We start from the raw sequence: 13,245 nt of genomic DNA on the forward strand, positions 1-13,245 counted from the left end.
CTCGACCGGTACTCTCTTATTGCAGATGTTGGCCGATCTATGAACCTCACGGTGCTTTGCGTTCTGCCTAACCCCAATTCCTTGAAAGATGAGCCAGTCATTCTCCCTCCGTGAGGCCTGCAGCTCGTCGCATTGATGCTGACCCTGCACATTGAGGCGGGGTGAAGACGTAGAGCGATGGCCAATCCGTAGCGACAAGCTGCGCAGAAGGACGCTTTCCAAGATGCTGGGGCGGGGTCGAGGCGGGCTGCGAGCATCTTCTCGACACAACGCCCACTGCAATAGTCGTTCCACTCAGCTTCGCCCTCCGCCTAGGTCTCTCGATATGCCGAGGAGCCGGATGCGCTAACAGCTCAAGCTCATGACGGTGTCATGGACCAATCGGACCGTAGACACGATCTCTACAAGAGTCGCCGCGATCTTCCCTTCGCAACCGCTCGAAGTAAGGTCATTGCTGCCATTTTGTAGTGGCTTGACCTCGCTCGCATCCAGACCGCTCAGCAGGACATCAGATGCCCCCGCGCGCACGTGACCTGCCAGCAGTGTATTCATGATCGCCCTCCGGTCTTTACCTCTAATCTTGCTTCCGCTCGCCTGGGCGAAGTCCCACGGCGGCTCCGAGAGCGTCTCGCCATTCTTCGAACCGACCCGTCATTCTCCACCCGCTGCGGCGGTTTCGGTTATGAGAAGTTTTATCGGTCCAAATGGAAGAATATCGGAAGCCGGATCGCAGCTCCCTACCATAATTGGGAGGAGCGTGAGCTCGGTTCACTTCTATAATCCCTCCTCGCGCAAGCACTTAAGCTTGTTGCAGCTTCATCGCGAGAGATCGGACAAATCTCGCGTCCGCGCTGCACAAAACAGCGTGCTCATGATGACGCTCTACCCTTCGACAGGTTCAAAATGAAGTCTGGGCGATGTCAGGCCCAGACTGGAGGCGACTTCGAGACAAGCATGTCAGAGATCACGCGTCGTCATGTGTTAGCCCTTGGAGTTTCAGCGTGGCTTCCGGTGATGTCCGGAGGCCCGGCGCGATTCGCCGGGCCGGACCGAATCCCGGTTCTTGACCGAAAGTGGAATATCTATTTGAGCGAAGGAGAGACGGACCCTCGAAGCCTCCCAGCTATTGGGGCGCTGAGAGCGATGATGGTGTTTGTAGACTTCGCTGACGCACCCGGTGATGTCAGCGGCACGGAAGGGATAGGAGATCATCTCACCGGACACGGTAAGGCCGAGAAATGGTTTAGGGACCAATCGTACGGGCGCCTCACCTTCGAGATTGCCAGAATTCCTGGCTGGCGGCGCATGCCGAAGCCCTCGACCAGCTACACCGGCACCAACAAACGTTTCACATTCCAGCAGCAGAAGGACTATATCTCAGACGCCGCAGCACTTTTCCCAGAACTCGATGTCCGAAGCCACCCCCTGTTGCTTGTCGTTAGCGCGAAGACCGACGGGATTGCTATTTCACCAACATTTATCGCCACGCCGATCAATGCAGCTATGACTCCAACGGGGCCGGTTCGTTGGGGCGTGACCTTCGGCAAGGACAGCTATACCAACAACCACATGAACCTGTGTCATGAGGTGTGCCACACCCTCGGGTTGCCTGATCTCTATAACTTCGAGCCACCGCGATTTACGACCGGCTCCTGGGACATCATGGGCGATATCTTTCGGGGGACTTCGCTGATCGGCTGGCATCGCCACAAACTTGGCTGGCTTGCAGACGAGCGCAAGGCGTACCTGGCACACGGTGAGTGTGAGACCGTCCTCACACCATTGCCAGGCAGCACAGGAACCTCGATGATTGTGGTACCAGCCGACGGTGCGTTGAATCCATCGAAAGTGTACGCGATCGAACTTGCACAGCCGATCCGAGGCCACGATGGCACAACCACCGGCGACGGTGTCCTTGTCTATAGCGTTGATGCCGTCATCCCGACTGGACAGAGCCCGGTCGGAATCGTGCCGGCCAAAATGACGGCGAACTTCAACTACGGGAATTTGTTCGAAGCGCCGTTCTCCGCAGGATCAATCCTCGATGACCCGACGTTGCCGTTCAGTCTTTCGATCAAAGCCAAACGCGAGGACCGCTACGTTGTCGGCGTGAAGGTGCGCTAGCCGGAGTTTTCGCAATGCTATTTCTAAGCGACGACGAGCTGCGCCGGCATGACTGTTGCCCATGAAATGTTGGCGCCTCGGGAGAGCTTTTGGCGACAGCGCCTTGAGCGGTTCAAGTCATTGCAGCTTCCCTTTGTGTCGTTTTCGCCAGAAGTGTCGCCCCGATGGCAGTCGAGCGCTTGGCTGTCTCCTGATGCTTTGGTCGAATTGCTGCCGATCGATCGCACGGAGTGCGTACTAGCTGCTTTCCTGATCTATCTTGCCCGCATCACAGGTGAATCTGAGCTTCAACTCGGCTGGGAGCCCGCACCCAAGCCGCGGCAAGCGGGCCTGAACGCGGGTGAAGCGCTGGTCGCCTCCGTCGTGCCAATGGAGGTGGCCATTGATCTTGCTCATGACTTTGCGCAGGTGCACAGGGTCGTTGCGGCCGAATGCGCCGTTCTGAGAGCGCACGATAGTTTTGCCTGGGATCTGATCGCGCGCTGCCCTGCGTTGCGGGAGATCGGGATGCTACGGTCCTGCCGACCCTGGCCGATTGGCATCACCATCAAGGACATCGGCTCTTCCGCTGCTGATGATCTGGCTTTGCGCGCCAGTTCGGACGCGGCTCCATGTGGTGATTTGCTGACGTTGGAAATCCGTGTGCTCGATGGAAGCTTTCGATGGCACTTTGATGCAAGTCGGCTGCCATCTACGCAAATCGAGCGGATGACGACGCATTTGAACAATCTCTTGCACGCCGTGATGGCCGATACAGGGCAGCCGCTGGGACGGCTTGCGCTGTTGTCAGGTGAAGAGCGCACCTACCTCTTGGAGGAACTGAACCGAACAGCTGAGCCCTATCCGTCGCATAAGTGCATCCATGAGCTGTTCGAGACCGAGGTCCGGAAAGTGCCGCATGCGGTAGCGGTGGTCGATGCGGAGACAGACTTAAGTTATGGCGAGCTCAACAGCCGGGCGAACCGGCTGGCGCATCATCTCATTGGGCTTGGACTCAAGCCAGGGGATCGCGTCGCGACCGTGTTGGATCGCTCCATCGCCCTTGTCGTGGCGCAGCTGGCCATTCTGAAGGCAGGCGCGGTCTATGTACCGATCGATCGGGGGCTTCCATCCGCGCGACAGAGCTGGATGATGATTGACTGTGCTGTGCGCCTGGTGCTCACGGCAACCGACAGTGACGGCGAGGTCGAGGCTGCCATTCCCGTTCAGGCCATTGAGCCAATCATCGCTGGAGAGGGATGTGATGCCGATCCAGGCTTGACATTGGCCGCCGAGGCCACCGCCTACGTGATGTACACGTCGGGGTCGACTGGCGTTCCCAAGGCGGTTGCTGTTCCTCATCGTGCCGTCAACCGGCTTGTGATCAACAATGGATATGCGGAGTTTAGCTGGAGTGATCGGGTAGCGTGGGTGGGCAATCCCGCCTTTAGTATCAGTACGCTGGAAGTCTGGGCGCCACTGCTCCACGGTGGGCGCCTGATTGTTGTTCCACACACTGCCGCTCTGCAGCCGGATATCCTGTGCGGGCTGGTTCAGCAGAACAGCGTCACCGTGCTGCATTTGACAGCCGGACTGTTCAACCGGAGCGCCGATCATTTGGCGCCGGTGCTGGCGAGTTTGCGATTGCTATTGGTTGGCGGCGGTGCAGTCGATGTGGCGGTGGTCGCACGGGTGTTACGCCAGTGTAGGCCGCAACGTCTGTTGCACTGCTATGGCGTAACTGAGACATCGACCTTGGCGACGGTCTGCGAGATCACCGCGATCGACGAGACAGCCGGTCGGCTGCCGATCGGCCGGCCGATCGCCAACACGCGGATCTACCTGCTGGACGCTGATGGCGCGCCCGTTCCGTTCGGGGCGGTGGGCGAGATCCATATCGGCGGCGCCGGCGTTGCCCGCGGCTATCTGAACCGGCCCGAGCTGACCGCGGAGCGGTTCGTGGCCGATCCGTTCAGCGGCGAGGCCGGCGACCGGTTGTACAAGACCGGCGATCTCGCCCGCTATTTGCCGGACGGCAATCTGGAGTTCCTGGGCCGCAACGACGATCAGGTCAAGATCCGCGGCTTCCGGATCGAGCCGGGCGAGATCGCGGCGCGGCTTGCCGAGCACCCGCTGGCGCGCGAGGCGGTGGTGCTGGCGCAACAGGATGGTCGTGGCGAGCCGCGACTGGTTGGCTATGTCGTTGCGCCAGAGCATGCGGCCGAAGACGATCTGGCCGCCACGTTGCGCAGGCACCTCACCGCGCGGCTGCCGGACTACATGGTGCCGTCTGCGCTCGTGCGGGTCGCGGCGCTGCCGCTGACGCCGAACGGCAAGCTGGACCGCAACGCGCTGCCGGCTTCGGACGATGATGCCTTTGCGCGGGCCAGCTACTCCGCCCCGTAGGGCGAGATCGAGATCGCGCTCGCGCAGATCTGGGCCGAGCTGCTCGGCGTCGAGCGGGTCGGACGCCACGACCACTTCTTCGAACTCGGCGGCCACTCGCTGCTGGCGGTGCAGCTGATGGCGCGTCTGCGGCAGCTGTCTCTGGGGGTGGAGGTGCGCACCCTGTTCGCCAGGCCGTGCTGGCCGATCTGGCCGCGAGCCTGGGCCGGCATCATGAGGTGGCGGTCCCGGCCAACCTGATCACCGAACAGAGCGCGGCGATCACGCCGCAGATGCTGCCGCTGATCGCGCTGGCGCAGGACGAGTCTGCAGGATCGACTGGCGCGGCTTGAGGCCTATCGAACAAGGCTGGTCGCCTGAACCGACCGGTTCGGAGTAGCCTGTGTCTGACTTTCGCGCATCTGAAATGCGTGATCGTCCTTGACAACTGGATCGATTTGACGACTTTCGCGCATCTGAAGTGCGAGGAAGTCTGTGACGATCCTCCTGGTCGGTGAGGCCATTGACAGGCGACGCGCCCATGCCCAGGCGTCGGCAGGCGAGCTAATTCAGCTCGTCCGCGGGGTCTTATGCCAAAGCCAATGCCGATGTCGACACGGCGGTCTTGGCCCACGCCGTGCGCATCGCACATTATCTCTACCCGGCAGCTTATCTCTCGTCCGCCTCGGCCGCACTCCTGCGGCCAACCTCTGACGGTCGGCTTTTCCTCAGCAGACGTCGCAATCAGCGCACCCGGATTCGCACTCTCGAAATCGTCCAGAACCAGGCGCCGGCACATCCGTCGACAGCGCCTGCGATCGTAGGCGACGATCAGGACGAGATCAGGATCGAGGTGTCGTCGCCGCGCCAGCGGTTCCTGGAGGCTTTCCGCCTCCGAAGCGAGCACGCCAGCGCAATTACCGACGAGCTTCGCGCCGACATGGCCACGCGGCTGGTCGAGGAGTTTGGATCACCACAAGCGGCGGCGGACGCTCTCTGGGCTTTGGCTCGCGAGAATATACGGTATCGCGAGGGCGAGGACGCCGAGCGCTACCTGACGACACGCCCGGCGGTCGGCAAGGCCGCTGCGAACAAGGCGGCGCTTGAGCAGATCGTGGCCTGGCATGGCGAGCCCCTCGGCCGCCTGACGCATGACGGCTTCGAATGGCGCTGGAAGGCCGCGGCAAATACGGCGCCGCCGCTCGTCCGCCAGACGGCGCCCGGCAAGCTGCCAGCCTTTGTGGAGTCCCTCTTGCCGGAAGGCTGGCTGGCCCAGGTTCTTCACGAGCGCGATGATCGCGACGCCATTCGGCACGGCAAGCGGTTCATGTCGAACATCGCGGTCGTTGCCACCAAGAAGGAGCTCGCCGCTCCGCCGCTCGACGTCCTGCAGGCGCCGCTCGCGAAGTTTGCCAAGCGCGGGCAATTCATAGGACGCTATGTCGGCCTGTCGAAGGGTGAGCTGGAGCAGAGCTTCGAGGAGATTCTCGCGCAACTGTTTGAGCGCGCGAAAACGCCTCGTCTGTCCGGCGTGCAAATCAAGGCGCCGATGTGCCTGACCTCCGACGGGTGCGCTGATGGCGGCGATCGACGCGCCGTTCACTCACATCCTCAAGCCCGCCGGGACGGCCGGCTTCGAGGCGCTGCCAATCGTCGAATGGATATGCCTGGAGTTCGGTCGCGCAGCGGGGTTTGTCGTTCCCGACGCGGCGCTCGTCGGCATGCCCGACGGCATGGCGCCCGCGCTCGTCGTCGAGCGGTTCGACATCAGGCGAGATAAGGCTGACAAGCGCCGCCTTGCGCTCGAGGACTTTTGCTCGGTGCTCGACTTGCCCGCGTCGGCCAAGTACGACGGCACCATCGAGCGTGTGGCGCGCGGGCTTCGACCGCTGTCCACCGATCCCGCCGACGATCTCGATATTCTATTCCGGCGCGCACTGTTCGCGTGGTTGGTAGCCGACGGGGACATGCACCTCAAAAACCTGGCGCTGCTGAGTGTCGCCGCGCCCGGCGCGCGGCAATTTGAAAGCGTCCGGTTCGCGCCGCTCTATGATGCTGTCACCACGCGGGTCTTTCCCGGCCTCGCCAGCGATCGCATGGCGCTAAAGCTGAACGGGAAGGACGAACGGCTCACGCCACGTGATTTTCTGACGCTCGCCCGCACGATCGAGCTTTCCATCGCGCGTGCGGAAGAGGCTATGGCGAGCGTCACGGCGGCGACGCGCAAAGCCGCGAGCGCCATCTCGCTGCCAGCAATGGCGCGGGACGGCGAAGGCGCCAAGTCCATAGAGGAGCGCGTCAAGGCAATCGTCGCCGAGCGATGCGGCGCGTTCGCATGAGCTCGGGCGCACAATATCGCACACGGAAAACGCCGCGTCAGATGCTTGGCAAGGAGCACCGCCACAGCCACGCCAGCGCCATCAGACCGTTCCCGTTGGCGGTCACCTAAACATACTCAACCGATGCGACACGCAAGCTTAACGTCGTGGCGCAACACCCTGGCCTGCACGAGAAGGCGCGCAGCTCGTTGTTGGAGGCAAATGAATAGTCAAAAAAAGAGCCCCGGCCTGGGGGCCGGGGCTCTCGATCCGCCGCTCTAACGCGATGGAATCAGTATTTCAGAACGACCGGGCCCCAGAACTTGTAGTTGAGCCGCGCGGTCAGCAGGTCGAAATCCTGCCCGATGCGCTCGCTACCGACCGCACCCGCGGAGTTGCTGAAGTTCACGTTAGCGTCGTGCCGGAAGATATGGTCGTACTCGAGGCCGACCGACCAATTCGGCGCGAAGCCGAGTTCGATGCCCGCCCCGACCACGCCGCCCCAGCGGGTATTGTCGGCGCTCGCCAGCGGCGCGCCGGCGAGAGTGTTGATCTGATAGCTATTGCCGGTCACCGCGGCACCGCCCTTGGCGTAAAGCAACACGTTGTTGATGGCGTAGCCGACCTGGCCTGTAAGCAGGCCGAACGACCCGGTCTTCGTCTGATTGATGTCGGCCGGGAAGGCGGCGCTGACATTGGAGCCGCTGAAATCGGCCCAGTTGCCTTGGCCTTCGACACCGAAAACCACCTGGCCCGTCTGCCAGCGATAGCCGAACTGGCCACCAACGGTTCCGCCGCTCGCGTCGTGAGAGCCCTCGGGCGTGACGCCTCCAAAATCCCAGGAGCTATGGGTCGAACCCCAGCCGCCATTGGCACCAAGATAGAAACCGCTCCAGTCATAGATTGCGGCCGCGACCGGTGCTGGCGGCGGTGCCTTGGTGTAGATGGGCTGCTGAGCGAGATCGGCGGCGAATGCGGGCGCTGCCCCGATAAACGCGACGATGCTCGCAGTCACAAGCAACAACTTCTTCATTTCGAATACGCTCCTTCACATGTCCCCTGCGCCACGCGCGTCTTAACAGTGCTGTCGCGAATTGCTGTAGCTCTCGCGCAACATTCTCGCTTCCAGAAGCGCTTGAATCTAACGCCGCGTCAGGTTGCGCGCTCATCAATCATGATCAAACCGACAAACACGCAGTAGGTTCATCGTGTATCGAACCCAAGGATGTACGCGTCAACTCCGGCATGAAGTCGTGGCGTCGTTGCACTCGAACCAGAGCGATCACGACAGGCGCGCACACTGAAGCAGCGACGATCGTAGAGAATCGAGCGAGCGCTATCATGTCGTTCCAGTTCCTCTGATCGTCACCCGGAAACCGGACGCAGCCACCTATCTGGTCCCTCATGACGGATCACGTCACGGTCCGTGACTGGGCTGAACGTTTAAACGATCAAGACTGCACTGGCATCAAACGCGGCACGCGCGCTGCTCGTCGACATCGTTCACAACATCATCGGGAAAAAGCCAGTTCGAATATAGTCGCCCGATGGTGGCGGGTTCTCAACACGATGTGTTTCGTTCGCGACAAAGCGCGCGCGACGTCCACGTCGCTGCGCAGTCACGATGAGCCGTTGCGATCGAGGGCCCAGCAGGTTTGGCCCGCCTCTTGCTTCGATGGCGCTTAAAGGACTTGGCTCGACTTGATAGGAGGCGGTGAATGCCGGCCTGTTGGTGGATCTTACAAGGGAGCGTGCTTTGATACTGCGCCGTCCTGATGTGCAACCAATCTTGATGAGGCGCACGCAACGCAGGTGGTTCTGGTGCGAAGGAGCGAGCCGATTAAATTTTGAGCGAGGAGGCGACCTACGAAAACGACTCGCATCGATCAGGCCCATCCGAATCGCACCTGGTGCGCTTCCCCCCGGCCAGGCCGAACCCAATCTCAAAAGAAAGAAGCAATGAAGTACCTGGAGGACAGCAAGGACCTGGACGTCGAGACCCGGCTTTCTCGTCTCGGCCGTGCGCCCGCCGAACATTCCGGGATGGTGAACATGCCCGTCTACCGAGGCTCCACAATTGTTTCGGAAACCCTGGAGGAATACGAATCGCGCAGGCGGAGCGATCCGACGGCGAACTACGGCCGCTTTGGCTCGCCTCTGTCCCGCGCACTCGAGCTTGCCGTTTGCGAACTGGAGGGCGGCTATCGCTCGCTCCTGTTTCCGTCGGGGCTCTCTGCCTGCACGCATTCGCTTCTCGGCGTTCTGCACGCAGGCGACCACGTCCTGATCAGCGACGGCGTCTATACACCTCTCAGGACATTTGCAGACGAGGTTCTCTCAAGACTTCAGATCACGGTGCAATACTTCTCTCCAACGCAGCCTGCAGAACTTGCGGCTAAAATCACCAAGAAGACACGAGCCATCTATCTGGAATCACCGTCGTCCCTCACGTTCGAGGTGCAAGATGTCCCTGCGCTTGCTGCCATCGCCCATCGCTCCGATGCGGTCGTGATCATGGATAACACATGGGCAACGCCCCTGTATTTCAAGCCGTTTGTGCACGGCGTCGACATCTCGATCCAAGCGGCGACCAAATATATCGTCGGCCATTCAGACGCGCTGCTTGGTATCGCCACTGCCAGCGAATCGGCGTGGCCGGCGCTGCGGTCGAGTGCCCATGATTTCGGGGAGATCGCTGGGCCGGACGACATCTATTTGGCCCTGCGGGGACTGCGTACCCTGGCGGTCCGCATGAAGCGTCATTGGGACAATGGCCTCAAGCTGGCCCAAAGCCTTCGGTCGCATCCAGCCGTCGACAACATCTTGCACCCGGCGTGTCCGGACGATCCTGGCCATGCGCTTTGGAAACGAGACTTTTCGGGGGCGAGCGGCCTCTTTGGCCTTGCGCTGAAACCGATGTCGCAGCCGCAGCTTTCGACTTTCTTCAATAGGCTGCGGCTTTTTGGCATCGGCTGGTCCTGGGGCGGATATGAAAGCCTCGTGATGCATGTTGACCCAGTGAAACGCGCGGAACCATCGCTTGCTCTCGCTGGACCGCTGATTCGGGTTCACGCGGGCTTGGAGGACGCAAGCGACCTGATCGCGGATATGTATCAGGCGCTCGCTGCGGCTTGGGAGACAAGAAGCAGTCGCCTTGATCCGGACAACGATGATGCGCTTGTCGCTGAGCGCTCCAAACGAGCTTAAGCGCAGTCAACTCGAAGCCGAACCTTGGCTTGGCCAAGACAGAAGTCGGCAGTGAACGAGTCGTAAAGGCAACGCCATCGGCGCTTTTTGATGAAGAGCGAGAGACCCGCTCGTCATCGAGATGCTCTGGCCTACGATTCCTGGGTCAGAAGTTCGCTCGCGGGATGGTGTCGGAACAGCTCCGATACCCCGTCAAGCGGGACCGCCGCCAAACCTGGGAGGAGCGTTATGACAACCATTGCAGCTGCGCCAACCGCGCGGGCGTCTCGGTCATGGTATAAGGTCCTCTACGTCCAGGTGTTGTTGGCAATCCTACTCGGCATCATCGTCGGCTGGGGCTGGCCGTCGCTTGCCACTTCCGACTGGATGAGGGCGATCGGCGACGGCTTCATCAAGCTCATCAAGATGGTGATCGCGCCGATCATCTTCTGCACCGTGGTCTCCGGCATCGCTCATATTCAGGATGCGAAAAAGGTCGGTCGGGTGGGGATCAAGGCACTGGTCTATTTCGAGATCGTCTCCACCCTCGCGCTCGTGATTGGTCTCGTCATGGGCAATCTGTTCCAGATCGGCCGCGGCCTTGCCGCCAAGCCCGATGCGACCGCAGTCGCCAATTATGTCGAGCAGGCGAAGGCGACCAGGTTCGTCGACTTTGTGCTTAGCATCATTCCAGACAGCGTGGTCGGCGCGCTCGCGCGCGGTGACATCCTGCAGGTGCTGCTGTTTGCGATTCTGCTCGGCTTTTCACTGATGGCGCTCGGAGAGCGCGGCGAGAGGCTGCGCAGCACGATCGACGACGCCGCGCAGGCCGTGTTCGGCGTGATCGCCATCATTATGAAGGCCGCGCCGATCGGAGCGTTCGCCGCCATGGCATTTACAATTGGCAGGTTCGGACCCGCGGCGCTGGCCAATCTGATCGGATTGATCGCGCTGTTCTACGCGACCGCCGCGCTATTCGTGATCGTGGTTCTCGGGCTGATCGCGCGGTTCGTTGGCTTCTCCATCTTCAAGTTCATCGCCTATCTCAAAGACGAGCTCTTGATTGTGCTCGGCACATCGTCCTCAGAGAGTGCGCTGCCACAGTTGATGGAGAAGCTCGAGCGGCTGGGTTGTTCGAAGCCCGTGGTCGGCCTCGTGGTGCCGACCGGCTATTCCTTCAATCTCGACGGCACCAATATCTATATGACGCTCGCGACGTTGTTCATCGCGCGCGCCCTCGGGCTCGACCTCGCTTTCGACCAGCAACTCACGATTTTGATCGTGGCGATGCTGACCTCAAAAGGGGCGAGCGGCGTCACCGGAGCTGGTTTCATCACGCTGGCAGCGACCCTGTCCGCGGTCAACCCGGCTCTGGTGCCAGGGATGGCGATCGTGTTCTCGATCGACAAGTTCATGAGCGAGGTGCGCGCACTCACCAATATCATAGGCAATGGCGTTGCTGTTGTGTTCGTGTCCTGGTGGGAAGGCGAGCTCGACCGGATCACGCTGCTTGCACGCCTCGGCCGCCAGGCCGATCTGCCCGATGTGGAAACGGCGATCGCGATGGCTGACGCCGTTCCTGCCTCGGAGGACGCGCGCAATTCAGAGATTGCGCGCGCAAGAGGAGGAAGGTGGACCGAACGTGCGCGTTGCAAACGCGGACGAACGCACTCGTCATGATACTGTTTCAACGCGACCAACGCCTGCCGGAGTAGGCGAAGGTCGAGGTCGTGGCTGGTTCCGCGCATTGACCAAACGCGAACGAGCATTGAAGCGAGCTGCTGTTGAAACGGCGGAATGATGACTCAGGATTGGTCGAGCAACTCGGATTGGATCGTCCTCGCGGTGTAGAGGGAAGCATCTAGCGGCAAATTGCCAAATGCGAGCTGACAAAGCAGGTAATTTGCGCCTGCTTCCTCCAGCTGATGAAGCAGAACGTTTCGAACGGAGCTCGGCGTTCCGACGACGCACAATTCGCTCTCGATTGCCGCATGGAATGTCAGCGGAAGGGGTTGTGGCGTCGGGATGTCATTGCGCTCGTAAAGGAATTTGAAGCTCCGCAGCCATTGCTCGTAAGCGGATCTGGCGAGCGAATAAGCGTCCGCCTCAGATCGCCCAATCACGATCATGCGCAGCAATCCAACAAATGGCCCACGATCAGGGGCGCTGGGGCTGCGCTCTCGATGGGTGTGGTAGGCATCGGTAATTTGGCGGACGCCGGCGGCGGGCCCAACGCAGGCGAGGTTTGCGCCATTGCCCGCGGCCCAGATGGCCGTCTCGGGCCGATTGGTCGTCACCCATATCGGGGGAGATGGACGCTGGTGAGTCGTTAATGTCAGAGGAACCTCATTCAACTGGAAATGTCGGCCTTGGTAGGACAGAACTCCACCCTTCATGGCCTTCTGGAGAATGTTGTTGGCTTCCTCATATCGGCTTGGCGCCGCATCCTCGCAAATTCCAAAGTAGCCTAACTCGACCGGCAGAGCGCCCCGTCCGAGACCCAGCTCGAGCCTGCCGCCGCTCAATTGATCGAGCATGCAGATCTCTTCAAAAGCGCGGAGCGGATGATAGAGGTTAAGCAGCATCACCAATGGGCCGAGACGGAGGTGCCGCGTACGCTGCGCGAGACTCGACAGGAAAAGACTCGGCGAAGGGCCTCTTCCATGGGGCGTGCAATGGTGCTCCGCCACATGATACGCATAGAATCCGAGGCGGTCGTATGCCTCCGCCAACATGAGCCGATCTTCGTATTGATGGCCAATATCACGGCCGTCGTCGTCCAGGTGATCGAAAATGCCGCAGGTGAGTTTTGACGAAGGCTGTTGTGTCATTAGAATATATCCTTGCTGAGGGGGAAGGCCTGCTCGTTTCAGGGCGGGACTTAAGGGCCGTATTTGTTTTGGCCGCATCTCGCGAGCGTCGGGTCTGAGCTTTGATAGGTGCCGTCGGATCGAGCGACGAGATGGTTGTTGCGTTCCGCCTCCGTGACGCTGGGGTAAGCGCTCGATGCGCGGCCACTTGGCCGTCAGCTGCAATAGGTCAATGCATGGCTTGAGCCGCTATCATCGTTTTCTCGTTCCATCAGTGGGATAACGAAATGAGTGGGTATCGACGCGCGGTTGGCTATCCAGCTCGCTTCAGGCATTCTGAGATCGCGGCAAACTGCAGCTAATGCCAATGCTGATGCGGATGCAGTGGTCAAGGCCGTCATCTGGAAACTCGGCAACGATTCACGGTAGCTTGGTGTACCAAA

General features: G+C 60.8%; 12 protein-coding genes. 8 read left to right on the forward strand and 4 right to left on the reverse strand.

Going from position 1 to position 13,245, the window contains the following annotated elements; translation table 11 throughout:
* Positions 1-345: 345 nt before the first annotated feature.
* The gene (locus RAD15_RS24645) at positions 346-552 is read right to left on the reverse strand and encodes a hypothetical protein (protein ID WP_458180784.1); all 207 of its coding nucleotides are present in this window, start codon (positions 550-552) and stop codon (positions 346-348) included.
* Between the two features lie 402 nt (positions 553-954).
* Here RAD15_RS24645 and RAD15_RS24650 point away from each other — a divergent pair, with 402 nt between their 5' ends.
* The 4 genes from RAD15_RS24650 to RAD15_RS24665 are packed head-to-tail and all read left to right on the forward strand — an operon-like array spanning position 955 to position 4,841.
* Entirely contained in the window at positions 955-2,124 is a 1,170-nt protein-coding gene (locus RAD15_RS24650; RefSeq protein ID WP_458180785.1) for a hypothetical protein, read from the forward strand.
* A 48-nt stretch (positions 2,125-2,172) separates the two neighbouring features.
* Entirely contained in the window at positions 2,173-4,509 is a 2,337-nt protein-coding gene (locus tag RAD15_RS24655; protein WP_458180786.1) for a non-ribosomal peptide synthetase, read from the forward strand.
* 39 nt (positions 4,510-4,548) lie between these two features.
* Positions 4,549-4,749, forward strand: coding sequence for a phosphopantetheine-binding protein (locus tag RAD15_RS24660; protein WP_458180840.1), 201 nt, complete (start codon positions 4,549-4,551; stop codon positions 4,747-4,749).
* Positions 4,686-4,841, forward strand: a complete 156-nt coding sequence (locus RAD15_RS24665) for a hypothetical protein (protein WP_458180787.1) — start codon at positions 4,686-4,688, stop codon at positions 4,839-4,841. The genes RAD15_RS24660 and RAD15_RS24665 overlap by 64 nt, the downstream gene beginning before the upstream one ends.
* Before the next feature lie 617 nt (positions 4,842-5,458).
* On the opposite strand, the gene RAD15_RS24670 is transcribed toward RAD15_RS24665, so the two are convergent.
* The gene (locus RAD15_RS24670) at positions 5,459-6,091 is read right to left on the reverse strand and encodes a hypothetical protein (protein WP_458180788.1); all 633 of its coding nucleotides are present in this window, start codon (positions 6,089-6,091) and stop codon (positions 5,459-5,461) included.
* Here RAD15_RS24670 and RAD15_RS24675 point away from each other — a divergent pair.
* Complete coding sequence (locus RAD15_RS24675) at positions 6,066-6,827, forward strand: HipA domain-containing protein (protein ID WP_458180790.1); 762 nt, start codon at positions 6,066-6,068, stop codon at positions 6,825-6,827. The genes RAD15_RS24670 and RAD15_RS24675 overlap by 26 nt on opposite strands.
* Before the next feature lie 271 nt (positions 6,828-7,098).
* Here the strand turns inward: RAD15_RS24675 and RAD15_RS24680 are convergent, their stop codons facing one another.
* The gene (locus RAD15_RS24680) at positions 7,099-7,839 is read right to left on the reverse strand and encodes an outer membrane protein (protein WP_375860567.1); all 741 of its coding nucleotides are present in this window, start codon (positions 7,837-7,839) and stop codon (positions 7,099-7,101) included.
* Between the two features lie 926 nt (positions 7,840-8,765).
* Here RAD15_RS24680 and metC point away from each other — a divergent pair.
* A complete protein-coding gene (gene metC / locus RAD15_RS24685; RefSeq protein ID WP_458180791.1) occupies positions 8,766-10,013 on the forward strand; it encodes a cystathionine beta-lyase in 1,248 nt (415 codons plus the stop codon).
* A 228-nt stretch (positions 10,014-10,241) separates the two neighbouring features.
* Positions 10,242-11,672 carry a C4-dicarboxylate transporter DctA gene (gene dctA, locus RAD15_RS24690; protein WP_458180792.1) on the forward strand — a complete coding sequence of 477 codons (1,431 nt, stop codon included), beginning with the start codon at positions 10,242-10,244 and terminating at the stop codon, positions 11,670-11,672.
* Between the two features lie 125 nt (positions 11,673-11,797).
* Here dctA and RAD15_RS24695 read toward each other — a convergent pair whose 3' ends face one another.
* Complete coding sequence (locus tag RAD15_RS24695) at positions 11,798-12,823, reverse strand: LLM class flavin-dependent oxidoreductase (RefSeq protein WP_458180793.1); 1,026 nt, start codon at positions 12,821-12,823, stop codon at positions 11,798-11,800.
* A gap of 270 nt (positions 12,824-13,093) precedes the next feature.
* Between RAD15_RS24695 and RAD15_RS24700 the strand changes: the two genes are divergently transcribed.
* The gene (locus tag RAD15_RS24700) at positions 13,094-13,231 is read left to right on the forward strand and encodes a hypothetical protein (protein ID WP_458180794.1); all 138 of its coding nucleotides are present in this window, start codon (positions 13,094-13,096) and stop codon (positions 13,229-13,231) included.
* The last annotated feature ends 14 nt before the right edge of the window (positions 13,232-13,245 follow it).

Source organism: Bradyrhizobium sp. 14AA (genome assembly GCF_054185205.1).